This window comes from uncultured Henriciella sp. (assembly GCF_964005855.1).
In the GTDB taxonomy this organism is placed as follows: Bacteria; Pseudomonadota; Alphaproteobacteria; order Caulobacterales; family Hyphomonadaceae; genus Henriciella.
The window spans coordinates 146802-172013 of the sequence record NZ_CAXFSW010000002.1 but is presented as its reverse complement, the minus strand read 5'-3'; the positions used below and the strand labels follow the sequence as shown (position 1 = coordinate 172013).

At 61.1% G+C, this 25212-nt stretch carries 26 protein-coding genes; 16 read left to right on the top strand and 10 right to left on the bottom strand.

Features of this window, described 5'->3' with window-relative positions; all coding sequences use genetic code 11:
* The first annotated feature begins 59 nt into the window (after positions 1 to 59).
* The 6 genes from gap (at position 60) to thiE (ending at position 5102) form a co-directional block, all read left to right on the top strand.
* Positions 60 to 1067: a type I glyceraldehyde-3-phosphate dehydrogenase gene (gene gap / locus ABNU55_RS03920; RefSeq protein ID WP_290748049.1), complete on the top strand. Its 1008-nt coding sequence runs from the start codon at positions 60 to 62 to the stop codon at positions 1065 to 1067.
* Between the two features lie 27 nt (positions 1068 to 1094).
* Positions 1095 to 2303: a phosphoglycerate kinase gene (locus ABNU55_RS03915; protein WP_290748051.1), complete on the top strand. Its 1209-nt coding sequence runs from the start codon at positions 1095 to 1097 to the stop codon at positions 2301 to 2303.
* A 34-nt stretch (positions 2304 to 2337) separates the two neighbouring features.
* The gene (locus tag ABNU55_RS03910; protein ID WP_290748054.1) at positions 2338 to 3231 is read left to right on the top strand and encodes a fructose bisphosphate aldolase; all 894 of its coding nucleotides are present in this window, start codon (positions 2338 to 2340) and stop codon (positions 3229 to 3231) included.
* Positions 3232 to 3315: 84 nt separating this feature from the next.
* Positions 3316 to 3546 carry a DUF1272 domain-containing protein gene (locus tag ABNU55_RS03905; protein ID WP_348764235.1) on the top strand — a complete coding sequence of 77 codons (231 nt, stop codon included), beginning with the start codon at positions 3316 to 3318 and terminating at the stop codon, positions 3544 to 3546.
* A gap of 62 nt (positions 3547 to 3608) precedes the next feature.
* Positions 3609 to 4394 (top strand): glutathione S-transferase family protein, encoded by a 786-nt coding sequence (locus ABNU55_RS03900; RefSeq protein ID WP_290748057.1) that lies wholly within the window; start codon positions 3609 to 3611, stop codon positions 4392 to 4394.
* A 42-nt stretch (positions 4395 to 4436) separates the two neighbouring features.
* Positions 4437 to 5102, top strand: coding sequence for a thiamine phosphate synthase (gene thiE, locus ABNU55_RS03895; protein ID WP_290748059.1), 666 nt, complete (start codon positions 4437 to 4439; stop codon positions 5100 to 5102).
* Between the two features lie 3 nt (positions 5103 to 5105).
* On the opposite strand, the gene ABNU55_RS03890 is transcribed toward thiE, so the two are convergent.
* A complete protein-coding gene (locus ABNU55_RS03890) occupies positions 5106 to 5366 on the bottom strand; it encodes a hypothetical protein (RefSeq protein WP_290748062.1) in 261 nt (86 codons plus the stop codon).
* Positions 5367 to 5422: 56 nt separating this feature from the next.
* Complete coding sequence (locus ABNU55_RS03885) at positions 5423 to 5710, bottom strand: DUF4282 domain-containing protein (RefSeq protein ID WP_290748065.1); 288 nt, start codon at positions 5708 to 5710, stop codon at positions 5423 to 5425.
* Between the two features lie 159 nt (positions 5711 to 5869).
* Between ABNU55_RS03885 and efp the strand changes: the two genes are divergently transcribed.
* Both efp and ABNU55_RS03875 read left to right on the top strand, forming a co-directional pair.
* The gene (gene efp, locus ABNU55_RS03880) at positions 5870 to 6436 is read left to right on the top strand and encodes an elongation factor P (RefSeq protein ID WP_290748068.1); all 567 of its coding nucleotides are present in this window, start codon (positions 5870 to 5872) and stop codon (positions 6434 to 6436) included.
* A gap of 12 nt (positions 6437 to 6448) precedes the next feature.
* Positions 6449 to 7261: an inositol monophosphatase family protein gene (locus tag ABNU55_RS03875; protein ID WP_290748070.1), complete on the top strand. Its 813-nt coding sequence runs from the start codon at positions 6449 to 6451 to the stop codon at positions 7259 to 7261.
* 8 nt (positions 7262 to 7269) lie between these two features.
* Here the strand turns inward: ABNU55_RS03875 and ABNU55_RS03870 are convergent, their stop codons facing one another.
* Positions 7270 to 9111 (bottom strand): ABC transporter transmembrane domain-containing protein, encoded by a 1842-nt coding sequence (locus tag ABNU55_RS03870; protein WP_290748074.1) that lies wholly within the window; start codon positions 9109 to 9111, stop codon positions 7270 to 7272.
* 125 nt (positions 9112 to 9236) lie between these two features.
* Here ABNU55_RS03870 and rpmE point away from each other — a divergent pair, with 125 nt between their 5' ends.
* Complete coding sequence (gene rpmE / locus ABNU55_RS03865; RefSeq protein ID WP_290748076.1) at positions 9237 to 9455, top strand: 50S ribosomal protein L31; 219 nt, start codon at positions 9237 to 9239, stop codon at positions 9453 to 9455.
* A gap of 57 nt (positions 9456 to 9512) precedes the next feature.
* Here the strand turns inward: rpmE and zapE are convergent, their stop codons facing one another.
* The 4 genes from zapE to ABNU55_RS03845 all read right to left on the bottom strand — a co-directional run bounded on the left by zapE (position 9513) and on the right by ABNU55_RS03845 (position 14262).
* Positions 9513 to 10688 (bottom strand): cell division protein ZapE, encoded by a 1176-nt coding sequence (gene zapE, locus ABNU55_RS03860; RefSeq protein ID WP_290748079.1) that lies wholly within the window; start codon positions 10686 to 10688, stop codon positions 9513 to 9515.
* A gap of 7 nt (positions 10689 to 10695) precedes the next feature.
* Positions 10696 to 11313 (bottom strand): rhomboid family intramembrane serine protease, encoded by a 618-nt coding sequence (locus ABNU55_RS03855; RefSeq protein ID WP_290748082.1) that lies wholly within the window; start codon positions 11311 to 11313, stop codon positions 10696 to 10698.
* Positions 11314 to 11385: 72 nt separating this feature from the next.
* Positions 11386 to 13671: an EAL domain-containing protein gene (locus ABNU55_RS03850; protein WP_290748085.1), complete on the bottom strand. Its 2286-nt coding sequence runs from the start codon at positions 13669 to 13671 to the stop codon at positions 11386 to 11388.
* Between the two features lie 153 nt (positions 13672 to 13824).
* Positions 13825 to 14262, bottom strand: a complete 438-nt coding sequence (locus tag ABNU55_RS03845) for a response regulator (protein ID WP_290748087.1) — start codon at positions 14260 to 14262, stop codon at positions 13825 to 13827.
* Between the two features lie 231 nt (positions 14263 to 14493).
* Here ABNU55_RS03845 and ABNU55_RS03840 point away from each other — a divergent pair, with 231 nt between their 5' ends.
* Entirely contained in the window at positions 14494 to 15387 is an 894-nt protein-coding gene (locus ABNU55_RS03840) for a 1-acyl-sn-glycerol-3-phosphate acyltransferase (RefSeq protein ID WP_290748090.1), read from the top strand.
* 72 nt (positions 15388 to 15459) lie between these two features.
* Positions 15460 to 16668, top strand: coding sequence for a mechanosensitive ion channel (locus ABNU55_RS03835; RefSeq protein ID WP_290748093.1), 1209 nt, complete (start codon positions 15460 to 15462; stop codon positions 16666 to 16668).
* A 55-nt stretch (positions 16669 to 16723) separates the two neighbouring features.
* Here the strand turns inward: ABNU55_RS03835 and bla are convergent, their stop codons facing one another.
* A complete protein-coding gene (bla, locus tag ABNU55_RS03830; RefSeq protein WP_290748096.1) occupies positions 16724 to 17593 on the bottom strand; it encodes a class A beta-lactamase in 870 nt (289 codons plus the stop codon).
* A gap of 111 nt (positions 17594 to 17704) precedes the next feature.
* Positions 17705 to 20503, bottom strand: a complete 2799-nt coding sequence (gene secA / locus ABNU55_RS03825) for a preprotein translocase subunit SecA (RefSeq protein ID WP_290748100.1) — start codon at positions 20501 to 20503, stop codon at positions 17705 to 17707.
* Positions 20504 to 20695: 192 nt separating this feature from the next.
* Between secA and ABNU55_RS03820 the strand changes: the two genes are divergently transcribed.
* From ABNU55_RS03820 to ABNU55_RS03800, 5 genes are all read left to right on the top strand, one after another.
* Positions 20696 to 21688, top strand: coding sequence for a peptidylprolyl isomerase (locus ABNU55_RS03820; RefSeq protein WP_290748102.1), 993 nt, complete (start codon positions 20696 to 20698; stop codon positions 21686 to 21688).
* The gene (gene argJ, locus ABNU55_RS03815) at positions 21685 to 22935 is read left to right on the top strand and encodes a bifunctional glutamate N-acetyltransferase/amino-acid acetyltransferase ArgJ (RefSeq protein ID WP_290748103.1); all 1251 of its coding nucleotides are present in this window, start codon (positions 21685 to 21687) and stop codon (positions 22933 to 22935) included. Before ABNU55_RS03820 ends, argJ begins: the two co-directional genes overlap by 4 nt.
* Entirely contained in the window at positions 22932 to 23336 is a 405-nt protein-coding gene (gene mutT / locus ABNU55_RS03810; RefSeq protein ID WP_290748106.1) for an 8-oxo-dGTP diphosphatase MutT, read from the top strand. The genes argJ and mutT overlap by 4 nt, the downstream gene beginning before the upstream one ends.
* Before the next feature lie 9 nt (positions 23337 to 23345).
* Positions 23346 to 23516, top strand: a complete 171-nt coding sequence (locus ABNU55_RS03805) for a Flp family type IVb pilin (protein ID WP_290748109.1) — start codon at positions 23346 to 23348, stop codon at positions 23514 to 23516.
* Positions 23517 to 23612: 96 nt separating this feature from the next.
* Complete coding sequence (locus ABNU55_RS03800; RefSeq protein WP_290748112.1) at positions 23613 to 24779, top strand: epoxide hydrolase family protein; 1167 nt, start codon at positions 23613 to 23615, stop codon at positions 24777 to 24779.
* Positions 24780 to 24787: 8 nt separating this feature from the next.
* Here the strand turns inward: ABNU55_RS03800 and ABNU55_RS03795 are convergent, their stop codons facing one another.
* Positions 24788 to 25090, bottom strand: coding sequence for an aa3-type cytochrome c oxidase subunit IV (locus ABNU55_RS03795; protein ID WP_290748115.1), 303 nt, complete (start codon positions 25088 to 25090; stop codon positions 24788 to 24790).
* Positions 25091 to 25212 lie beyond the last annotated feature (122 nt).

The window sequence follows — 25212 nt, the reverse complement described above, 5'->3', positions numbered from 1 at the left end:
CCCGGCGTCAAGAACTCTAGGCGTCTAGCCTCAAAATTTGCCGGAATGGAGAAGACAACATGGCAGTTCGTGTAGCCATCAACGGATTTGGCCGGATTGGCCGGAATGTACTGCGTTCGATCCTTGAGTATGGACGTGACGATATCGAGATCGTCTCGATCAATGATCTGGGGCCGGTCGAGACCAACGCACACCTTCTGAAATACGATTCGGTCCACGGCACGCTGCCGATGGACGTTTCGGTCGATGGCGACACGATCAAGGTTGGCGGCCAGTCCTTCAAGGTGACCGCGATCCGTGACCCGAAAGAGCTGCCGCACAAGGAAAACAACGTCGACATCGCCATGGAGTGTACGGGCATCTTCGCCTCCAAGGAAAAGGCGTCTGCCCACCTTGAGGCCGGTGCCAAGCGCGTTCTGGTTTCCGCCCCCGCCGCAGGTGCCGACAAGACCATCGTCTATGGCGTGAACCATGAGACGCTGACCAAAGAGGACCTCGTCGTCTCCAACGCGTCCTGCACGACCAACTGCCTCTCGCCGGTCGCAAAGGTGCTGAACGACACGATCGGTATCGAGAAAGGGATCATGACCACGATCCACTCCTATACCGGCGACCAGCCCACGCTGGATGCCATGCACAAGGACCTCTATCGCGGCCGTGCGGCTGCGATGTCGATGATCCCGACCTCGACCGGCGCAGCCAAGGCTGTGGGCCTCGTCCTGCCGGAACTCAACGGCAAGCTCGATGGCTTCGCGATGCGTGTGCCGACGCCGAACGTGTCTGTGGTGGACCTCAAATTCATCGCCAAGCGCGACACGACGGTCGAAGAGATCAATGACGCGATCCGCAAGGCTGCCGATGGCCCGCTCAAGGGTGTGCTCGGCTATACCGATGCGCCGAACGTCTCCATCGACTTCAACCACAATCCGCACTCGTCGGTCTTCCACATGGACCAGACCAAGGTGATGGACGGCAATATGGTGTCGATCCTGTCCTGGTATGACAATGAGTGGGGTTTCTCCACACGCATGAGCGATACCGCCATCGCGATGTCGAAACTTATCTAGACACCCCTTCACGCAAGGAGCGTCCCCATGTCCGACTTCAGACGGATCGAGGATATCGAGGACCTGGCCCTGAAGACGGCGCTCGTCCGCGTCGACTTCAACGTGCCGGTCGACGATGCCGGCAAGGTGACCGACGATACGCGGCTGCGCGCCGCGCTGCCGACGGTTCAGTATCTCACCAATAAGGGCGCCAAGGTTGCGCTTCTGGCCCACTTTGGTCGCCCCAAGGGTGAGGTAAAACCAGAGCTTAGCCTGAAGCCGGTGGCCGAGGCCTTCTCCGGCGTCCTCGGCGCGCCGGTCGGCTTTGCGTCCGATTGTGTTGGCGAGGCGGCCGAGAACGCCCTGGCCTCCATCCAGGGCGGCGGCGTTGTCCTGCTGGAGAACACGCGGTTCAAGCCGGGTGAGACCAAGAATGACGACACGCTCGCCGATGGGATGGCCAAGCTTGGCGACGTTTACGTCAATGACGCCTTTTCTGCCGCGCACCGGGCACACGTCTCCACAGAGGGGCTTGCCCGGCGCCTTCCGGCCTATGCCGGCAAGGCGATGCAGCGCGAACTCGATGCGCTTGAAGCGGCGCTCGGCAGCCCTGAGCGCCCGGTTCTTGCCGTGGTGGGCGGGGCGAAGGTTTCGACCAAGATCGACCTGTTGAAGAACCTTGTTTCCAAGGTCGACGCACTCGCCATTGGCGGCGGCATGGCGAACACCTTCCTCGCGGCGCGCGGCCATTCTGTCGGCAAGTCGCTGTGTGAGCATGACCTGACCGACACCTGCCGTGAGATAGAGAAGAACGCGGCCGCGTCCGGGTGCGATATCCTCCTGCCGCAGGATGTGGTCGTGGCGAAGGAATTCGCCGCCAATGCAGACCATCGCATCTGCTCGACTGGTGAAGTTGCCGACAATGAGATGATCCTGGATGCCGGGCCGCAATCGGTGGGTATTCTTGCGATCGCCATGGATGCGGCCAAGACGCTCGTCTGGAACGGTCCGCTCGGCGCGTTTGAGACTGTGCCCTTCGACAAGGCGACGGTCGAGGCTGCGCGCGCGGCAGCCAGCCGGTGCCGGGATGGCGAGCTTGTCGCTGTGGCCGGCGGCGGCGACACAGTCGCGGCGCTGAACCATGCCGGTGTCGCAGACGATTTCACCTTTGTTTCGACCGCGGGCGGCGCCTTCCTGGAATGGATGGAAGGCAAGCCGCTGCCGGGTGTCGAGGCGCTCAAGAAAAACCAGAACTGATCAGATCGCACGACGGGGAAGAGGACCGCACGAAATGGCAAATGCAGAGATGAGAAAACAGGCCGCAACAAAGGACGGCTTTATCGCAGCACTGGACCAGTCCGGCGGGTCCACACCCAAGGCGCTGCGTCTCTATGGCGTCGAAGAAAGCGCCTATACCAATGACGACGAGATGTTCACCCTCGTCCATGAAATGCGCGCCCGTATTATCACCGCGCCGGCATTCAACGGTGAAAAAGTGATGGGCGCGATCCTCTTCGAAAAAACTATGGACGGTGAAGTCGATGGCAAGCCGACGGCGAAATATCTCTGGGAAGACTGCGGCGTCGTCCCTTTCCTGAAGGTCGACAAGGGCCTTGCGGACGACAAGGGCGGCGTTCAGGTCATGAAGCCGATGCCGGATCTCGACGCGCTGCTTGAGCGCGCTGTTTCCAAGGGCATCTTCGGCACCAAGATGCGCTCGGTCATCAACGCGGCGACCCGCGAGGGTATCGCGGAAGTGGTCAAGCAGCAGTTCGAAGTCGGCAAGCAGATCCTCGGCCACGGCCTGGTGCCCATCATCGAGCCGGAAGTGACCATCACCATTTCCGACAAGGCCGAAGCGGAAGACATCCTGCTGGAAGAGATCACCAAGGAGCTCGACAAGCTGTCAGAAGGCCAGGAGGTCATGCTGAAGCTGACCCTTCCGGAGAAGAACAATCTCTACAAGCCGCTGGTCGACCATCCGCGCGTGATGCGCGTCGTGGCCCTGTCGGGCGGTTATTCACGCGAGGAGGCCTGTGCCCGCCTCGCCAAGAATACCGGCATGATCGCCAGTTTCTCGCGCGCCCTGACCGAAGGGCTGTCGATTGCCCAGTCTGACGAGGATTTCAACGCCAAGCTTGGCGATTCCATCGACAATATCTGTGAGGCCTCGCGCGCCGGTTAGCTGTGCCAGCCTCTGCAAACAGGGAAGGCGTCACCGTCGCGGTGGCGCCTTTTCTTTTCGGGAAAAGCGGCTAAGCCTTTGGGTATGCTTGAGATGCGGCCCAATTGTGAGACCTGTGACCGGGACCTGCCGGCGGACCGGAAAGGGGCCGTTATCTGTTCCTTTGAGTGCACCTTTTGCGAGCCTTGCGCCGATGAGGTTCATGCCGGGGCCTGTCCAAATTGCGGTGGTGGCTTCATGCCCCGGCCGACACGTGCTGGGGAGGCGCTTGAACGATTTCCGGCCAGCACAAAACGGGTCCTCGCCTCAAAATAGTGTTGCCTTCCGCTGGGCCAGCCAAGGTCCATTGTGCGCAACACAATTGGAGGCCGCTGCAAATGCTCATCGTCTATGAACACCCGCTTTCGCCCTATGCGCAGAAAGTGAAAATCTCGCTGCGTGAGAAAGGGATCGATTTCGAGACGCGCCTGCCTGCGGGGATCGGGACCGGCTCGACGTCTGACGATTTCATGACAGGTAATCCGCGCGGTGAGGTGCCCTTCCTGCGCGATGGCGATGCGGCCATCTTCGATTCGACCATCATCCTTGAATATATCGAGGACAAATGGCCGACCCCGCCCATGCTGCCGGACACGCCGCTGGACCGGGCGCGGGTGCGCCTGATCGAGGATGTCATGGACTGCCATTATGAGCCGATCAACTGGGGTCTTGGGGAGCTGAACAGTTTCAAGCGCGCGACCGGCGCGCTGGCAGACAGGATCACGGCGCGCGCAGGCGAACAGGTCGCCGGGCTGCACCAGTGGCTGGAACGCGAGCTTGGCGACCGCGACTGGTTCAATGGCGGGACTTTTGGCTGGGGGGACCTGTCGGTCGTGCCCTATATCAATGGCTCTGCCGGGTTCGGCTTCACGCCGCCCAAGGGCAGCAAGCTGGAGGCCTGGCACAAGCGGGCGATGGACCGGACAAGCGTATCGACCTCCGCGCAGGAGGCCGTAGACAGCGTGTCCGGCATGCAGGATGTCAGCGGCGCGGTCGAAGCCGGGCTGTTCAAGCGCGAATATCGTGACCACCGGCTGGAATGGATGATCAAGTCCGGTGGTCTCGATGTCGTTCTGAAAGGTCTGGAGAAGGACAATATCCGGTTTACGCCGGACTTCAGCTAGGCAGGCTTTGCGCGGGGCGCCGAAACCATTACCTAGGCGCCCATGACCGACATCACGCGAGAGCGCACCCGCCTTTATCTCATCACTCCGTCCAGCGTGCCGGACGTTGCCGCCTTTGCAAAGACATTCGAAGGCGCGCTGGAAGGCGGCGACGTTGCCTCGCTGCAGGTGCGCATCAAGCCGGACGGCCTGGTCGATGAGGCGGCGACGGAAGCTGTCGCGCGCGCGCTTTTGCCGATCTGCCGCGAGCAGGATGTGGCTCTCATCATCAATGACAGCGTGGATGTGTGCGAGAAGGTCGGGGCAGACGGGGTCCACCTTGGTGCACTGGATATGCGGGTGAAGGATGCGCGCAAGCGTCTTGGCAAGCAGCCGATCATCGGCGCGACCGCCAAGAATTCACGCCATGTCGCGATGGAAGCGGGCGAGCAGGGCGCCGACTATGTCGCGTTCGGAGCCTTTTTCCCCAGTGAAACCAAGGCCGATACGGTGCCCGCAGATACCGAACTTCTGACCTGGTGGCAGGCGGTGATGGAGCTGCCCTGCGTCGCGATTGGCGGGATCACGGCCGAGCGCGCCCGGGAGCTCTCGGCGGCAGGCGCGGATTTCCTGGCCGTGAGCGCGGGCGTCTGGGCGCATCCGGACGGGCCGGCCGCAGCGGTGCGCGCGTTCAATGCCGCGCTGGATGAAGCGGCAGACGCTTTCTGAGACTTAGTTGTGCGACTTGTCCAGGCGCAGGACCGCCAGAACGCATTCGGCGAAGACGCGCAGGATCAGCAGCTGGACGGCGACGATGACCGGCGTCTTGAGGACGCCCCAAAGGGCCATGCCGAAATTCTCACCGAAATAGGTGAGATAGAAGACGAACGTCTCCACACCCCGCCAGAGGGTGAAAATGATGAACAGATAGAAGAGGAGCCGCGTGAGCAGTTCGCCCAGCGGCTTCTCGAAGCTCAAATAATTGGAGAGCATATTCACCGCTCTTATACTCCATTCTGGTTAGCGGAGCGGCTGCCGGAACAGGCCCCTTAAAGGTCCCTTTCCTTTTCCTTCATTGCGCGGATGGCCGCAAGATTGTCGCTGATGCGAAAGATGACGATCATCATTTCACACAGGATGCGCACATAGATAACGCTCAGCGGCAGAAAAATCAGGCCGACGATAAACATGCCGAACTGGCCCGTGAACAGGCTGTTCAGGACGAAGTATATATCGAAAAGGATGACGAGAACGAGCAGGATATAATACAGGAACTTGACGATTGTCCCTGTAATCATCTTGTCGAAGCTCAAAAAGCGACCAAGCAAACCATCCATGGCATTCCCCTTTGCTGTTCAGTTGCCTTTGCCCCCGTACATGATTTGCCGAGGCGTTGGAAGCCAAAGTCAGGCTGCCCCCAAAATGCGCCCTCTGCTTGACCATATGGGCTGCCACAGCTACCTCGCGCCCATCATCGACTTACAGGAAATTCGCGCATGGCCAAGATCAATGGCAATGAAATCAAGCCGGGCAATGTCATCGAGCATCAGGGCAGTGTCTGGCGCGCGGTCAAGACCAATTCGGTGAAGCCCGGCAAGGGCGGCGCCTTCAACCAGGTCGAGCTGCGCAATCTGATCAACGGATCGAAGCTCAATGAGCGCTTCCGCTCTTCGGAGACGGTCGAGAAGGTCCGCCTTGAGCAGAAGGACTATCAATACCTCTTCGATGCGGGCGAAGCGCATGCCTTCATGGATCAGGAAACCTTCGAGCAGATCGAGATCCAGAAGGATTTCATTGGCGAGCAGGAAGCCTTCCTTCAAAGCGAAATGGTCGTCGTTATTGAGTTCTATGAAGAAAAACCGATCGGTATTTCCCTTCCTGATCAGGTCATTCTCACCATCGAGGAAACCGAACCGGTGGTGAAGGGCCAGACGGCCGCAAACAGCTTCAAGCCGGCGACCTGCGAGAACGGTATCCGCGTCATGGTCCCACCCTTCGTCGGACAGGGTGAGCGGATCGTGGTGCAAACCGAAGACTCTACCTACCTGAAACGCGCCGACTAACAGGCTTTTTCAATGTCCAAACCCTCACCCGTCGGAACCGTCATGATTGCGGCCGCGCGCGCCGCAGGCCGCTCGCTTGCGCGCGATTTCGGGGAAGTGGAGAACCTGCAGGTTTCCAAGAAGGGCCCTGCGGACTTCGTTTCCAATGCCGACCACCGCGCCGAGCAGATCATCTATGACAGCCTGACCAAGGCCCGGCCCGGCTATGGCTTCCTGATGGAAGAGCGCGGCGTGGTCGAGGGGTCGGACAAGTCCAACCGGTTTATCGTCGATCCGCTGGATGGCACGCTGAACTTCCTGCACGGCCAGCCTCACTATGCGGTGTCCATCGGGCTGGAGCGGGAAGGCAAGCTGCTGGCCGGTGTCGTCTATGACGTCGCCAAGAATGAGATTTTCTGGGCAGAAACCGGCCGGGGTGCCTGGCTGGACCAGCGCAAGCTTCTGGTGGCCGGGCGCAAGAATACCGAAGAAGCCGTCCTTGCCATGGGCTCGCCCTGGGTCGGACGCGGCGCCAATGCGCACCGCCTGTTCGCAGGTGAGCTTGGAGCCCTGACACCGGTGACAGCCGGGCTTCGCCGCAATGGCTCGGCGGCGCTGGACCTTGCTTGGGTGGCAGCCGGCCGGTTCGATGGCTTCTGGGAACGGGGCCTGAAACCCTGGGACATCGCAGCCGGTATCGTTCTGGTGCGCGAAGCTGGCGGTTTTGTCGAAGAGATCGATGGCGGCGACGTGCTGGAGACCGGCAATATCCTGGCGGCGAATGAGCCGCTCATGCCGAAGCTGCGCGAGCGCCTGCGCAAGGCGAAAGCTTTCATGGACGGCTGAGGCGAGGCCTATTCGGCCGCTTCTGCAGCAAACTGCATTTCAGCGAGGCGGGCATAGAGCCCGCCTTTTTTGACGAGTGTATCGTGGCTGCCTTCTTCCACGATGCGCCCTTGATCCATGACGAGGATGCGGTTGGCGCGCCGGATCGTGGAGAGGCGGTGTGCGATGACGAGCGTGGTGCGCCCTTCCGCAGCGGTCGCAATCGCCTTCTGGACGAGGCCCTCGCTCTCACTGTCGAGGGCTGAGGTCGCCTCATCGAGGAGCAGGATAGGCGCCTTGCGCACGAGCGCGCGGGCAAGCGCGACGCGCTGACGCTGGCCGCCCGACAGGCTGCGGCCCTTCTGGCCAAGGTCCGCGTCGAGACCGCCGCGTTCTTCCAGAAAACGCCAGGCTTCGGCCATGCGCGCTGCCTCGATAAGCTCCTCATCCGGTGCTTTGCCCTCCTGCGCGCCGAAAGCGATATTCTCACGGGCCGTGCCCGTGAAGAGAGCCGATTCCTGAGGCGCATAGGCAAACTGGGCCCGCCAGAGGGCAGGGTCCGTCTCGGGGGCTTCGACACCATCGACAATTATGCGGCCTGTCTGCGGATCAAACAGGCGGAGGGCGAGGCGGAAGACGGTGGATTTGCCGGCGCCGGACGGGCCGACGAGCGCCACGAACTCTCCGGGCTGTACATCCAGGCTGAAATCATGAAGGGCGGGGGCATCGTCGGTGCGATAGGAGAAATCGACATGGTCGAAGACGAGGTGGCCTCTGGAGGGCGAGGCAACCGGCTTTGCCTGCGGTGGCGGCAGGATTTCCGGCGTCTCGCGCAGGATTTCGCTGGCCCGGTCACTGGCGCCGGCGGCGCGCATGACTTCGCCCCAGACCTCTGCCAGCATCCCGAAGCCGGAGCCTGCGTAGAAGGCATAAAGGATCATCTGGGTCAGCTCGCCCGGCGACATCTGGCCTGTCGCCACAGCACGGGCGCCGAGCCAGAGAATGCCGACCATGCCGCCCAGCAGCATGATGGAGACCGCGAGGATCATGAAGGCCCGCGCGGTAATCCGTCTGAGCGCGGCCTGGAAAACGGCTTCTGCGGCAGCGGCAAAACTGCGTTCGCGCCGGCTTTCCTGACCATAGGCCTGCACCAGCTCGATGGCATCGAGCGCCTCTGAGGCCTGCGCGCCCGCATCAGCAAGACGTGACTGCGCCCGGTTCGACGCACCGCGAATGATGCGGCCGATGATCATGACCGGCAGCATCGCCACCGGGATCATCAGGAGAAGCGTGCCGCCGAGCTTCCAGTTGGTAATCAGCATCATGGCGATGGCGCCGGTGGTCGATAGCAGGGTGCGGGTCGCCAGCGAGGCCGATGTGCCGAGGAATTGCTCGATCAGGGTCACATCGGCTGTGAGACGGGACACACTCTCGCCGGAGCGCATGCCGGCATGGAAGCGCGGACCGAGGCTGAGCAGTTTCGCATAGAGGTCGGTGCGCATATCTGCGGCCACACGTTCGCCGAAGCGGGAGACGAAATAGAAGCGAAGCGCGCTCAATACGCCCATGAGAATGGCGGCCATGAGGACGTAGAGAAAATAGCGGTCAATCGTGTCGAGAAGTGCGGCGCCGTCTGCGCCCCCTGCACCGGCATCGACCGCCCGGCCAAACAGCCACGGAATGCTGAGGGCGGCGAGGGTCGATACCACAAGGAAGAAGAGAGCTACGAAAACCAGTGTCAGATGCTTGCGCACATAGGGCCAGAGCAGGGCGAGCGGCTTGATACTGCGCGCCTTGGGCCGGTCTGCGCCGCCCTGGTTTGGAAGCGTTTCGCGCCGGTCGTCGCTGATCTGGGTTGAGCGGTCGCTCATCTCTTGCACCTTCCTTGGCATCCGGCCCCTTGCGGGCTGGGCCTCAATCTACTAAGACCCCGCTTTCCGAATTTCACAGAGGCCAATCCGCGCAGGGTGGCCGCTGACCGCGAGGACTAGAGACGATGAAAGCCGAAGGCCATCCCGATTATCACTTCATCACTGTCGTCATGACGGATGGGACTGAGTATCAGACCCGTTCGACCTACGGCAAAGAAGGCGACAAGCTGACGCTGGATATCGATTCCAGCTCGCACCCGGCATGGACCGGCGGCAGCCAGCAGCTTGACCGCGGCGGCCGCGTGTCGCGCTTCAAGGACAAGTTCAAGGGCTTCGGCGTCTAGGCCAGCTTTCGAACAAAGAGCTTCAGAAAATCCCCGTGCGATGCGCGGGGATTTTTTTTATGCCGTCTCATCGGCTGGTTTTTCGCCCTGCTTGGCCGTTTCCAGGTCTTCCGCGCGTGGCGGGGTGCGGTGCTCCAGCGCGAGATAATCGCGTGATCGCATTTCAAACAGCCGGCTCGCCGTGCGCTGGAACTCGAAACTTCCATCGCCGGCCGGGTAGAGGTCTTCCGGCTCTGCCTCTGCCGTCGCGACGAGTTTGACGCGCGCTTCATAGAGCGCATCGATCAGGGCGACGAAACGGGCCGCTTCATTGCGCTTTTCCTTCGACAGAAGCGGAATGTCATCCAGAAGGACGGTGTGGAAGGTGGACGCAATGACGAGATAGTCGCGCGCGCCGAGCGGGCGGGCGCAAAGTTCCGGGAAAGAAAACCGGGCGACGCCGCCTGCTTCCCGGCTGACCTGTAGCTGGCGGCCCTTTACATGAAGGACGCAGCTATTGGCCCGCGCGCCAAGCGTCAGGCGCTCGAATGCCTCGTCCAGTAGCGTCTCCCGCTCGTCCGGATCATCCGAGACGTGCCAGACTGGCGCCGCGGTCAAGCGCTCCAGCCGGTAATCGCGCTCTGCGACAAGCTCGAAGATGTCGCATTCGTCCTTGATGCGTTCGATAAAGGGCAGGAAGAGCTGGCGGTTAAGGCCGTCCTTGTAGAGATCGTCCGGGTGACGGTTGGAGGTTGCGACCACCGTCACGCGGTCCTCGAACAAATTCTCAAAGAGGCGCCCGAGGATCATGGCGTCTGCGATCTGGGTGACCTGAAACTCATCAAAGCAGAGAAGTTTGGCTTCAGACGCGATGAGTTTGGCGACGGGTGGGATCGGGTCGCTGCCGGCGCCCTTCACCCGGTGGTCGGCGCGCTTGCGCTCGGCCTCGCTCATCTCTCGCCAGGCATTCATCTCATCGTGGACCCGGCCCATGAATTCATGAAAGTGGACGCGCTTGGCCTTTACCGGTGAGAGATCATGGAAAAGGTCCATCAGCATGGACTTGCCCCGGCCGACACCGCCCCAGAGGTAGAGGCCCTTCACCTTCGTTTCCTTACGGAAGAGGCCTGCAGGCTTTGCTTCTGCCAGCCGCTCCAGCACGCTGTCGAGCTTGCGGGCCGCCTCGCGCTGGGCGCTGTCCTCATTGAGTTTACCGGCTTCGACCCGTTTGTCGTATTCGCGTTCGACACTCATTCTGGGCTCAGCCTCCACCGATCATCTGGGATACCTGTTGCGAGAAGACAGACAGCGATTGCGGCGCGACCACAATGGTTGCAACGAGGCCCGCAATCGCCCCGCCAATATGCGCCTCATGGCCGATCACACGGTTCTCGCGCTTGGCGAGGATCACGCTGATGGTGATGAACAGGACGCCGAAGACGATGGCGGGCATCGGAATGATGAAGAAGAGCAGCATCGCGAAGGGCTTGAACAGGCAGAACGCCAGGATGATGCCTGATGTCGCCCCTGACGCACCGAGCGCGCGATAGTCCGGCGCATTATAGTTCTCCAGAAGCGCCCAGAGATTGCCGCCAAGAAGGGCGGCGGCATAGACGAACACGAAAGCGGGCGTGCCGAGCTCGTATTCGATATAGCGCCCGAACTGGAAGAGAACGAACATGTTGATGAGCAGGTGGAAAACCCCACCATGCAGGAAGCCGGAGGTCACCAGACGGTGATATTCCCTGTTCCGGCGAACCGCCTCGACATGGAAAAGATTGGCAAGCAGGAATTTCGGGTTCAGCCAGCCATAGAGGCTGACGGCAACATTGAGCGCGATAAGCGTCAGCGTCGCGGGAAAGAGGGAGAAATTTTCCATGCCGGACGCCTATCGCAGGACGCGGCGGAAAAACACCGGAAAATGCGTCACTGGCAGGCGGCCCTGGCGATGTCAGATGTGGTGTTCGGCGAGGCTGATTGTCCGGGCGCGGCTTTCGGCGCTGGCGTGCAGCTCGGCCAGGTTGCACGGACGGCCAAGCAGATAGCCCTGGACCTTTGAGAAACCGGCCAGCCTGACAAGACGCAACTGGTCTTCGGTCTCTATGCCCTCTGCGACGATATCGACTTCCATGATGCTGCCGATGCCCGACATGAGGGCGAGCAGTTGCTGGGTCCGCCGGTTTTCACCGGCCTGGGCGAAGAAGGACCTGTCGACCTTGATCCGGTCCACGGGCAGGCTTTCGAGCCGGCTCAATGAGGAATAGCCCGTGCCGAAATCGTCCAGCGCCACGGTCACGCCGCTTTCGCGTATGGTCTTGAGACGGGCGCGCGAGACGTCGAGATCCTCGAGGATGCCTCTTTCGGTAATTTCGAGCTCGAGCAGATTTGCCGGAAAACCCGTCTCGTCCAGAATGGACAGGAGCGAATCGATAAAATCCTCGCCCATGATTTCCATCGGCGACACATTCACATTCAGCCGTAGCGTCTCGTTGCGTGCCGTCATCCAATCCAGCGCCTCGGTGCAGGCAAGGCGGAGTGTGTGCTGGCCGAGCGCGACAATCGCCCGGCTGCTTTCGGCAATAGTGATGAACTCATCGGGAGAGATCGGGCCATATTCGGGATGGGTCCAGCGGGCGAGGGCTTCGACGCCGCTGAGCTCGCCAGTGCGCACCTCAAAGATCGGCTGGTAGACCATCTCGATTGCGCCGGATTGGATGGCCGCGGAGAGGTCGCGCCGGATGGCAAGGCGCCGGTCCAGACGCTGCTGGATGTCTTCCTCACAGACAATCGACTGCCCGCCCCCAAGGGACTTGGCCTCATAGACGGCGGCGTCCGCGCGCTCCAGAGCTGCCGAAAGCGTCGTGGAGGCCTTGGTGGAGGCCGCGCCGATGGAGGCGGCCATGTCGATCAGCCGGTCATGGATTTTGATCGGACGGGAGATGGCCGTGGCAAACTGGTCGGCCAGCCATCCCAGACGGATCGGGTCGCGGCCGATTTTCAGAAGGGCGCAGAACTCATCGCCGCCAAGCCGGAAAACCTCAAGGCCGGGAATGGCGTCCTCGAACGCCCGGAAACGCGCGCCGAGCTCTTTCAGGGCGGTATCGCCCGCCTCATGGCCCTGACGGTCATTGAGATGTTTGAAATTATCAAGATCGATGCAGATGACCAGCGTTTCAGCGCATTCCGCGTGAGTGTTGCCGGCCTCCAGGGAGGCGGTGAAAGCATGGCGGTTCTTCAGGCCTGTCAGCCGGTCGCTCATGGCGAGGACTTTGAGCTTTTCCTCGGCTTCGGCCTTCTCGGTAATGTCATGGGCGATGACGCGGTAGCCGGCGAAGCTGCCATCGGCATCGACAATCGGCTGGCCGGTACATTCGACGCGCCGCGTCACATCTCCGATCCGCAGATTGGCGTTGATCGCGTCGAAGGTGGATCGGGTTTTGACGGCTGCGCGGAACGTATCGGCCTGGTTTTCCCAGTCGAAGAGGAGTGACTTCCAGTGCTGGCCGACCGCATCACCCGTGCCGAAGAAATCGGTCACGATGCCATTCGTATCAATCTCGAAGTGCCAGTCCGAAGACATGGTCGCATAGTGGGCGAAGCGCTCTTTCAGTATGCTTTCCTTGTGCGCAACCCGGTTCATGGATTTGTAGGCCGCCCCCGTGACCTTTTTCGGCAGGATAGCGGCGAGGGCGCTCCCCAGCACGATGACGCTGAGGGCGATAGAGGTGAGGAATGTCTCGTCGCGACCCGCAAAGAGGACGGTCACGTCAGGCGTCTCCAGCAGGTAGACATTGGTGAAAACGACCAGTCCGAGGGTGTAGATAACCGACAGCCAGATCGGGGCGAAAAGACCGAACATGAACGGGCTGAGACCCAAGAGAAGCAATCCGATCCATGCGCCCGCCCCATGCATTACGATCTCTGTGACGAGATTGGCCGGGATGCTCAGGCAGACGAGAAGGACCTGCAGCTTTGGGGCCTGTTTCCTGAAGGCAAGAAAAATGGCGAGGCCAAGGCCGGTAAACGTCACCGCATCGACAATCGCGAGAACCCCGAAGGGATAGATGCCAGCGGCAATCATGGAGATGACGATAAAGCTGGTGGTGACAAGAATGGCCGTGGCGCTGAAGATGACCAGAAGCTGCTGGACACGTGCCTGATCCAGTGCGCTGAAAGACCAGGGGGCGTCGGCGCCCAACGGTTTGTCTGAGCTTGTTTTACTCGTCAAATCGTTCATCGAACCTCCACCCTCAGGGTCCGCTCATAGACGTAAATACTTTGGGGCAAGCCAATGGTCGACGGGAATCCGCAAGGGTTGCGGTAATATCCTGTTAAGACAGAGGGCAAGACCGGGCGCGCGCTTCTGGATATCCGAAAGCAGGCCGCTTTATCAGGCAGCGAATGTGCGCCCGCCGGACGTGGCTTGCGGCATCTGCTCAAAGAAGAAATCCAGCATCGCTTCGGGGCGCTGGATGAAGCGGTTATAGGGCAGGCTTGCCTTGAAGACAGGGTCGGCGGCGATGTTGCAGCCGCATTTGAGCGCCGTGGCCACAATCGCGTCGCGATCGGGATTGGCGCTGGCGACGGCAATCCGGTGCGGGCCCATATTGGCCAGGCGGGCGATTGTCATGTCGCCATCATAACTGTCGGGCAGCGTCAGTTCGGTAATAACGAGGTCGAAACGCTCAAGGCGCAGGCGGCGCTCGGCTTCCATGAGTGTGTGGGCCAGAACAAGATCGATCTGGACACGGGCACGGGCTGCCTTGTCAGCGGCCACTGCCAGCATGTCCCGCACCGGCTCATGATCCTCGATCCACAATACCTTCATAAAGCTCTACCCTGTGTACCGAACGCGTGGAGTGCAAAACGCAGCGTTCTCCCTCAATGGCGGCACTGTGACACCCATGCCTTTCAGCTTGGTAAAGCGAAACTTGCCGAAGTGTTTACAGACCCTCCAATCTGGTTACCGCATCACAGCATCGCATACGGACAAGTTTGTATGGTAGGTTCAACAGCGACCGCCGATATGGAATGATCATGCGCGTCCACGGGAGTTGAAATGCCGGATGTCACTGTAAACGAAGCAGAAAACACATCAGCTTTTCTGCGTGATATCGAAGAGAGCGATCAGCATATCGTGGATACGCTGATCGCCGAGCGCTGCCCGAGTTTTGTCGAACACTGGTCATGGCCGGTGACGCGCCGGGTGCTTTACAGGCTGCTTGGCTATCCGCGCGCGCGCCAGATGGCTGACAAGTTAATGACTTTGAACGGGCGCGACTCGTTCAATTATCTTGCCCGGGAGCTCGATGTGCGGCTCTCGATCCGCCATATCGACCGGCTGCCGGAAAAGGGGCGCTGCGTTGTGGCGGCTAACCATCCGACGGGTCTTGCCGACGGCGTGGCGGTCTGGGACGCGCTGATACAACGGCGCAAGGATGTGGTCTTTTTCGCCAATGCGGATGCGATCCGGGTCAATCCGCAATTCCAGGACGTGATCATCCCTATCGAATGGGTCGCGACCAAGCGCAGCCCGGCCAAGACGCGCGAAACCCTTAAGCGGGCTGCCGAAGCCTTCGAGGCGGAAAAATGCGTCGTGATCTTTCCCTCTGGCAAGCTCGCGAAGAAAATAGATGGTGTCCTGACAGAGCAGGACTGGTTCTCCACCGTGGTGAGCCTTGCGCGTAAACAGGGTGCCCCCATCGTGCCGCTGCATGTGGAAGCGGAAAACTCGAAACTCTTCTATCGCCTCAGCCGCATCAATGGCGAGCTGCGCGATATCACCCTCTTCCATGAGCTGCTGAACAAGCGCGGCGCCGCATTTGCCCTGACCTTCGGCCAGCCGATCCCGACTTATTCGCTGATGGGCGATGCAGCCGAGGTGACCGACGCGCTGAAGCGCCATGTGGCCTACACGCTGGGCGAGGACCCCGACGCCGAGTTTGGAAGATGAGCCAGCGGCCTTAGTTCAGGTGTAAGTGCGCAACTTATGGGTTGGCATTCGTTTGAAACGAAAGGGCTGAACATGGAAGAATTCTGGAACAACACGGTCACGCAGGTACAGGACTATGGGCCAAAAGTACTCTTTGCCCTGCTTATCCTCATCGGGGCCTATATCATCGGCCTCCTGCTCAAATGGGCAATCTCCACGGCAGTGAACAAGACCGGCTTCGGCAAGGCCGGGGTCGATCCCGACGGCAAGGCGACCAAGTCGCTCGGCGATAGTCTGGGCATTGCCGCCTTCTGGATCGTGATGCTGATCGGTGTCATCCAGGCGCTGACACGGCTTGAGCTGACGCAGATCGTCCAGCCTCTGAACGGCATGCTGAGCGACGTGCTCAACTATCTGCCCAATATTTTCGGGGCGATCCTGATCTTCATCGTCTTCATGATCGTCGCCAATGTCGTGCAGAAGACGGCCAAGGCAGTGTTCGTCTTTGCCGACCCGGTGCCACAGCGTCTTGGACTGACCAATGGGCCTGTGAACATCTCCGGCGTCACTGCGACGGTGCTGGCCGCAATTGTTGGCATTCTTGGCGCCATCGCTGCATTTGATGTCCTCGCCATTGAGGCGATTTCCCAGCCGGCGACGGAAATGCTGAACGAGATTATCGGGGCCATCCCGAACATCCTCATCGCGGCAATCCTGCTGACGGTCTTCGTCGTGATCGGCCGCTTTGTGCACAATCTCATCCTGCGCACGCTGCCCAATTTCGGCGTCGATAGCGCTGTGGCCGAGCTTGGTATCCTGAAGGGTGCCGACAAAGGGCTGACGGCGTCCAATGTCATCGCGAAGGGCGCGTTGTTCTTTATCGTGCTGCTGGGCCTGGTTCAGGCGATGCGCGCGCTGGAATTCGATGTCCTGACCGAGGCGACCTATACGGTGCTTGATCTGGCCGCCTCAATCGTCTTTGGCGCAATCATCATCTTTGCCGGTGTGGTCATCGCCCGCGTTGTCAGTGGGGCCATGGCTGCCTCTGGCGATGGGGTCAGCGACACAGTGGCCAAGGTCACCAAGTGGGCCATCATCGTGCTGGCGACCATTCTGGGCATCTCCCGTATGGAGCTTGATCCGACCGGGGGAGAGTTCGTGCTGAATGTCGCTGAAATGCTGGTGATGGGCGCCGCAGCCGGTCTCGCGATTGCGGTCGGCATCGGCTTTGGCTGGGGCGGCCGTGACTGGTTCGCCAAACAGCTTGAAAAGTGGAGCCGCAAGAGCGACGGCACGCCGTAAAGCCAGGCTTCAGATCAGATAGAAGAGGCCGCTCCATCCGGGGCGGCCTTTTTTGCTAAAGACGTGCGCTGACAAGTCCGGCGATTTTGGCGTGAAGCGCATTTGCCTCTGGCGAGACCGGGTCTGGCAGGTTGAGATAGCTCGCAATGATCAGCGGTTTGGCGTCGCTGGCGTGCGGGGGAATGGAAAAGGCGACGTCATTATTGGCGCCGTTACTGCTCGTTCCGGTCTTGTCGCCGCTGGTCCATCCGGCGGGCAGACCTGCGCGAAGCCGGTCGAGCCCTGTATCGGCCGCGATCATCCAGGTGCGGAGCATGTCGCGTGAAGGGGCCGAGAGCTGCGAGCCAAACAGGAAGCGGTCCAGATTGCGGGCCATGGCGCGCGGTGTTGTCGTGTCGCGCGGATCGCCGGGTTCATTCTCATTCAGGGCAGGCTCCATCCGGTCGAGCCGCGTGACCATGTCACCGCTGGCGCGCAGGCGCTGCGTAAATCCGTCCGGGCCGCCCAGTCCGGCAAGCAGCAGATTGGCGGCCGTATTGTCGCTGGTGCCAATCGTGGCCGCGCAGAGCTGTGACACCGGCAGACCCTGAGCGCCGACATGCTGGCTCGTCACGGGCGAATGGAAGACGAGGTCCTCGCCGGCGATCGGCACGCGCCGCTCAAGCGTCTCCCGTCCCGAATCGACTTCCTGAAGCACAAGACCGGCCATAAGCCATTTGAAGGTCGAGCACATGGCGAACCGCTCATCGGCGCGGTGCGAGACAAGGTCTTCGCCACCGGACGTTACGGCCGCGACCCCGAACCGCCCCTCATGGCCGAGTTCGAGGGCTTCAATCGGGCCGGGCGCGGGCTTCGCGGACGCACAGCCCCCAAACAGAGCGGTTGTGGCCCCAAGGCCGATCAGGACGGATCTTCGTGAAAACATGTGGCCGCTTATCGTGAGCTTTGCCCGGAGGTCTTCTGCCCGATTGGTGAAGACAAAATGAAAAACCGGCCGCAGCGGGCCGGTTTCTTCAAGTGTAGATGTCCCGCGAAGCTAGACGCGCTGCTGGCCTGCCGGGGTCAGCGAGCCGTGGCAATGCTTGTACTTCTTGCCGGAGCCACAGGGGCAGGGCGCGTTGCGCGGCGTCTGTGACCAGTCATCCTCTGCCTGGTGCAGCGGCGGGCCATCATGCGGATCATTCGGCCCCTCGACCACGTCAGGCGTCATTTCATTGTCGCCCGTGTCGGGGTTGAGGTGTGTTTCGCGCAGACTTTCGCTGGCCAGAATTGACTCGCGGGCCCTCACCAGAGCTTCTTCGTCACGTGCACGTTCCGCGGCGCGCTGTTGTTCGCTGGACGGCGGCGCGATGCGGATATTCATCAGGATGCGGGTCACTTCGTGGCGCAGCGTCGAGAGGAGTTCATTGAAGAGCTTGAACGCCTCTTCCTTGAACTCGTTCAGCGGGTCGCGCTGGCCATAGGAGCGAAGGTGGATGACCGAGCGAAGCTGGTCGATCTGCTGGAGGTGGTTGCGCCACTTGCTGTCGAGAACCTGAAGCAGGACCTGTTTCTCGACCGAGCGGATCTGTTCGGCGCCGGCGAGTTTCACCTTCTCCTCAAAGGCGTCGTCAGATGCCTTGCGGATACGTTCTGCGATCTCGTCATTGGCAACGCCTTCCTCGGCGGCCCAGTCAGCAAGCGGCAGGTCCAGGCCAAGCTCGGTCTTCAGTGTCTCGCTGAGGCCGGCCACGTCCCATTGCTCGGCGAAGGCCTTTTCCGGCATCGCTTCGCCGACCCATTCATCGATCATGTCATGGCGCATATCGGTGACTTCCTCGGTCACCTGTTCGGCATGCATGAATTCGCGGCGCTGTTCGAAGATCGCCTTGCGCTGGTCATTGATGACGTCGTCATATTTGAGGACGTTCTTGCGGATCTCGAAGTTGCGTTCCTCGATCTTCTTCTGCGAGGTCTCGATGGCCTTGTTCATCCAGGGATGGGTGATCCCCTCATCTTCCTTGATGCCGAGGCTCTTCATGATCGAGTTGAGACGGTCAGCCGCGAAGACGCGCATCAGATCGTCCTCAACGGAGATGAAGAATTTCGATTTGCCCGGGTCGCCCTGACGGCCGGTCCGCCCGCGAAGCTGGTTGTCGATGCGGCGGCTTTCATGGCGCTCCGTGCCCAGAACGAAGAGCCCGCCCGCAGCCAGCGCTTCCTTCTTGCCGGCCTCGATCTCGGCCTTGATTTCGGCCTCCATCTTCTCTTCTTCCTCGCGCGTCGGCTCGCGACCGTTCTTTTCCTTGAAGGCGTCGACAGCCTTCCAGAGCCGCATCTCAAGATTGCCGCCCAGCTGGATGTCGGTGCCCCGGCCAGCCATATTGGTCGCCACCGTCACCGCGCCTGGCAGACCGGCATCGGCGATGATTTCGGCTTCCTTCTCGTGGTGGCGCGCATTGAGGACGTTGTGCGGCACCTTGGCCTGCGTCAGCAGGGTGGAAATGATCTCGGATTTCTCAATCGAGGCGGTGCCCAGGAGGACCGGCTGGCCCTTGGCGCGCGCATCCTTCACCTCATTGATGATTTCCTGATATTTGGCCGACGCGACCCGGTAGACGACATCGTCGTCATCGACGCGCTGGATCGGCTTGTTGGTCGGCAGCTGGTAGACGTCCAGCTTATAGATATCGGCAAATTCGGCCGCTTCGGTGATCGCCGTACCGGTCATGCCGGCCAGCTTGTCATAGAGGCGGAAATAGTTCTGGAAGGTGATCGAGGCGAGCGTCTGGTTCTCGGGCTTGATGTCGACGCCTTCCTTGGCCTCGATGGCCTGGTGCAGGCCTTCCGACAGGCGGCGGCCTTCCATCATGCGGCCGGTGAACTCGTCGACCAGCATCACCTGGCCGTCCTTCATCAGATACTGCTTGTCGCGATGGAACAGCTTGTGGGCACGCAGCGCCTGGTTCGAGTGGTGCACGATGGAGACGTTCTGCGGGTCCCAGAGATTGCCCTCCAGCATGCCCGCTTCTTCGAGCATGCGTTCCATCTTCTCCATGCCCTCTTCGGTGAAGATGACAGAGCGCTGTTTCTCGTCGAGTTCGATATCGGTCTCGTCATCAAGCTGCGGGATGAGCTTGTCGATGGTGATGTAGAGCTCTGAACGGTCGTCCGTCGGGCCGGAAATGATCAGCGGCGTGCGCGCCTCGTCGATCAGGATGGAGTCGACCTCATCGACGATGGCGAAGGCGTGACCGCGCTGCGCCATCTGGTCGAGCGAGTATTTCATATTGTCGCGCAGATAGTCGAAGCCGAACTCATTGTTCGTGCCGTAGGTAATGTCGCAGGCATAGGCGGCCTTGCGTTCCTGGTCATTGAGGCCGTGCACAATCGTGCCGGTCGTCATGCCGAGGAAGCCATAGAGCTTGCCCATCCATTCCGCGTCGCGGCTGGCGAGATAGTCGTTCACGGTGATGACGTGCACGCCCTTGCCGGCCAGCGCGTTGAGATAGACCGCGAGCGTCGCGACCAGCGTCTTGCCCTCACCGGTGCGCATTTCGGCAATGGCGCCCTTGTGCAGGACCATGCCGCCGATAAGCTGCACATCGAAGTGGCGCATGCCGAGCGCGCGGACAGAGGCCTCGCGGACGACGGCAAAGGCTTCTTCGAGAACATCGTCCAGTGTCGCGCCATCGTCGAGGCGGGCGCGGAACTCATTTGTCTTCTGCTGCAGCTGCTCGTCCGACAGGGCCTGCATGTCGGTTTCCATCGCATTGATCCGCTCGACGCGCTTTCGCATCGGCTTGATCCGTCTGTCATTGGAGGAACCGAACATTTTACGGGCTAGGGAAAGCATGGAAACAAGCACCAATCTGCGCTGTTGACTTGAAGGACGCCTCCTGCCCAGAAATCATTATACAGGAGGTGCACGCAAGGCATGCGTGCAACGGGTGACTAAACCTCTCGACCAGTCCCCGCGGGAGACTTAAGAACGCCGCGAAATAGTGTCAATGCGGGCGGCTGTAGCGCGAACACAAGGACTTAACGCATGCAACGGCACCGGTTCCCACGCCTTACACCCCTTCTCGTCGCCCTCGCTGTGCTGGCCGCCTGTGGCGGGCCTGACGATGAACAGGAGGTGCGCCGCCATGTCGGCTTTGACGCATCGGCAGCCGCGCTGGTGAATGGCGACCCGATCTACCTCTCCGATGTGGAGCTGGAAGCGGTGGCTCAGGGGCGGATTGAGCCCGGTGAGTCCTTTGGTCCCGAGCATACAGAATACCAGCTCGTCCTCGACCAGCTGATCGACCAGCGCCTGCTTGCGCAGGAAGCGGTGCGCCGGGGTCTCGACCGGACACCGGCCGCCCAGCGCCGGCTGGAAACGGCGCGCGAACGTCTGCTCGGCAACTTCCTCATGGAGGATCTTGTCGCCACGCAGGTCAATGAGGCGGCAATTGACCGCATGTATGAAGAACAGGTCCGCCTGCAGCAGCTCGATGATGAGGTGCGCATCCGTCACATCCTGCTGGAAACGCAGGAAGAGGCGCGCGAGGTGCTTGAAAAGGCCCGCGCCGGTGAGGATTTCACCGCGCTCGCCTTCGAGTATAGTGAGGATACCCGCACACGGCTCGATGGGGGCTCGTTCGGCTGGGTGTCCCCCAATGAGATGATCGAGCCCTTCCCCGCAGTGATCGCGGACACGCCGGCCGGGGAGATTTCAGAACCCTTCCAGTCCGAACAGGGCTGGCACATCCTGAAAGTGGAGCAGCGCCGTACCCGCCCGCCAAAGACGCGCGAGGAGATGCGGCCCGAAATCGTCACCTATCTCACCTTCACGCAGATCAGCCAGATCCTGCAGGATCTGCGCGCCAGTGCGGACATCCAGCAGCGTGAAGGCGGCCTTGTGGCCCGCGGCCTGGCGGAAGAGGCCGGAGAAGCAGCGGCTGCTGAACGCCCGGACGACGCAGTAGAAGGCGATGGCGAAGGCGAAACGATGCCGCCCGAAGAAGAGATGGAAGACCAGATGGAGACCCCTGAGTGAAACTGACCCCCTCGCCATTCGCGCCGGCCCGCTTTCCAGACCTGCCAGAGGTGAAGGGTGTGCGCGCCGCGACGGCCTCGCGCGGTTTCTATGCCCGCCGGGGCGTGGAGCGCGACGACGTCTTCCTGTTCGTCCTGCCGGAAGGCACGACGACCGCCGGGGTCTTCACCCGCTCCCACACCGCCTCAGCCGATGTCGACTGGTGCCGCGAGGCGCTGAAGCTGGGGGGCGGTAAAGGCCGGGCGGTCATCGCAAATTCCGGCAACTCCAACGCTTTCACCGGTAAGGCTGGGGTCCTCAAGAACGAAGCGACCCTCGCGGCGATGACAAAGACCCTGGGCGTGCCGAAAGAGGCCTGTTTTCTCGCGGCCACCGGCGTGATCGGTGAGCCGTTGGCTGACCCCAACTTTGTCGGTGAAATGCTGCCGGAGCTTGAGAGCAAGCTTGGACCGGTAGACTGGGAAGCGTGTGCGCGCGCCTTCATGACGACAGACACGTTTCCCAAGGGCGCGGGCAAGACGTGCGAGATTGACGGCGTAGAGGTCTCGATCTCCGGCATCCTCAAGGGCTCCGGCATGATCATGCCCAATATGGCGACCATGCTCTGCTTTCTGTTCACGGATGCGGCCATCAGCGCGCCGGTTCTCGACCAGCTCCTGCGCGAGACCGTGGACCGGACGCTGAATTCGGTCACGGTTGATGGCGACACCTCGACCTCTGACAGCTGCATGCTGTTTGCGACCGGTTCATCAGGTGCGCCCCTGATCGACAGCGCGGACGATCCGCGTCTGGAAGGGTTCCGCGCCGCGCTTGGCGACGTCCTGCGCGATCTTTCGGCCCAGCTGGTCAAGGATGGTGAAGGCGCGAGCAAGTTTGTCGAGATCAGGGTGGAAGGCGCGGTTTCGGAGGCCTCGGCAAAAACCATCGGCATGCACATCGCCAATTCGCCGCTCATCAAGACCGCCATGGCGGCAGGGGATGCGAACTGGGGACGTATCGTCATGGCGGTCGGCAAGTCGCTGGAGCCGATCTCCAAGGACGAGATGCGGATCTGGTTCGGGGATCACCTTGTCGCCGAGGGCGGCATGCGGGCGGCGGGCTATGACGAAGGGATCGCCAGCGCGCATTTTGCGGGCGACGAGCTGTCCATTCGCGTCGATGTGGCGGCCGGAAATGCAGCGTGGACGGTGTGGACCTGCGATCTCACGCATGGCTATGTCGATATCAATGGCGCCTACCGGACATGAGCGGGCCGGTCCTGCTGGTTGTGGCGGCCGCTATTTTCAATGAGGCGGGCGACATCCTTCTGGCCCAGCGCCCGGAAGGCAAATCCATGGCCGGGCTCTGGGAGTTTCCGGGCGGCAAGGTGGAGGCCGGTGAAGCGCCGGAGGCCGCGCTTGTGCGCGAGCTGGCCGAAGAACTCCGAATGGAAATTGACCCGGAGTCTTTGAACCCCATCACTTTCGCAAGTTTTGGTTATCGCGATTTTCACCTTTTGATGCCACTTTACGAGGTTAGAAGCTGGCGGGGCACACCTGCCGGGATGGAAGGACAGAAACTGGCCTGGGTCAGCCCGGCAGCGCTGCGCGACTATGATGCACCGCCTGCCGATATTCCTCTTTTTGAGGAGCTTGCCCGCCGGTATTGAGAGGTTGGCATGGCCAAGAATTTTCCTGCCCGGCTTGCTGAAGACCAGCGCGGCGCAAGCGCCGTGGAGTATGCGATATTGCTGGGCTTCATGGCCGTGCTACTGGTCGCCGGAATCAGCGCGGTCGGTGCTGAGACGAGCAACAAGTTCAACAGTGTCGAGAACGGCTTTCCTGACTGATTGACCTTTCCGTGCCTGCCATCGCGGCAGGGTTGACGCTGCCCGCCGTGGTGGGCTTCTACTGGTGCCATCGGGACGCCAGAAGGAAGCACTGCCATGAGCGAGATCAGACCCTTTACCGTCAATATCAGCGATGACGTGCTGGCCCGGATCATGTCGCGGGTGGAGGCCTTCCGCTGGTTTCCCGCGCCAGAGGCCGGAGATGAATGGGCCGTCGGCATGTCGACGCCCTTCCTGAAGGATATTCAGGCCTACTGGCTGAAGACCTATGACTGGCGGGCAGCCGAGAAGACACTTAATGCCTGGCCACAATACAAGACCCAGATTGACGGTCTGGACATCCATTTCCTCCATGTAGTGGGCGAGGCAGGCGGCAAACGGCCGCTCCTCCTGACCCATGGCTGGCCGGGCTCGGTCTATGAGTTCTACGAAGCGATTGGCCCGCTTGCCTATCCCAGCAAGCACGGCGGACGGGCTGAAGATGCCTTCGACCTCGTGATCCCGTCACTTCCCGGTTACGGCTTCTCGGGCAAGCCCGCCTCCCCGCTTGGCCAGCAGGCCACCGCGCGGATATGGGACACGCTGATGCGCGAGCAGCTTGGCTATGACACCTATCTGGCACAGGGCGGCGACTGGGGCGGGCTGGTCACATCGATCCTTGGCCTGAAGCATGGCACCGACAAGGGCGGCGGCTGCCGCGCCATCCACCTCAACATGATCGGTCACAGACCGGCTGACAGCACACCTCGCACCGAAGAAGAGAAGGCGTGGATCGCCCGCTCTCAGGCCAGGATGCAGGCTGAAGGCGCCTACTTCATGGAGCAGTCAACCAAGCCGCAGACGCTGGCCATGGCGCTGATGGATTCGCCGATGGGGACGGCCGCGTGGATCCTGGAGAAATTCCACGGCTGGAGCGATCTCAGCGAGGGCGGCCTGACCGACGTCTATACGCGCGACCAGCTTCTGACCAATGTGATGATCTATCTCGTCAATGACGCGATCGCGACATCCGTCTGGTATTATGCGGCCCTGTTCCTTGAAGGTGGGCTCCAGCTACAACCGGGCGAGAAGGTTGGCGTGCCGACCGGGATCGCCAATTATCCGGGCGACGACATCTACAAGACGCCGCCGCGCAGCTGGTGTGATCGGATCTACAATGTCACCTACTGGTCGGACATGGAAAAGGGCGGGCACTTCGCCGCCATGGAAGCCCCGGACCTGTTTGCCGAAGATGTGAGAGCCTGGGCGCGCAGCCTTGGCTAGGTCTCTGGCTACATCGCCATTGAGAAGAGGGTAACCAGAAGCTGGATAATCAGCGCGAGTCCGGCCAGGCCGATAATCGTCGCGATCCACGCACCGCCAAAGCCCATGCCGACACCGATGGCAAGGCCCGCACCAGCGCAAAGAATGAGCGCAACGAGCCAGTTCATGCCGACAGACAGCGTGAAGACCATGTAGCCGACAGAAATCAGCAGGATCACGGCGCCCCACATGCCGGCCTTCATGAAGGCGGAATACATTTTCGATTGCGATTCGATTTCCATTTCGCCGCGTGTGTATTCGCTGGACGCCATGAGACCTACTCCATTCAAGGACCGTGTCTTCCGGTTTTTATCGACAGACGGGCCCCGGTCAAGCGTCCACTCGGTCGCAGCTGCATCGGGGGCCGGTCTCATTTTGGCAATACGCTTCCTGT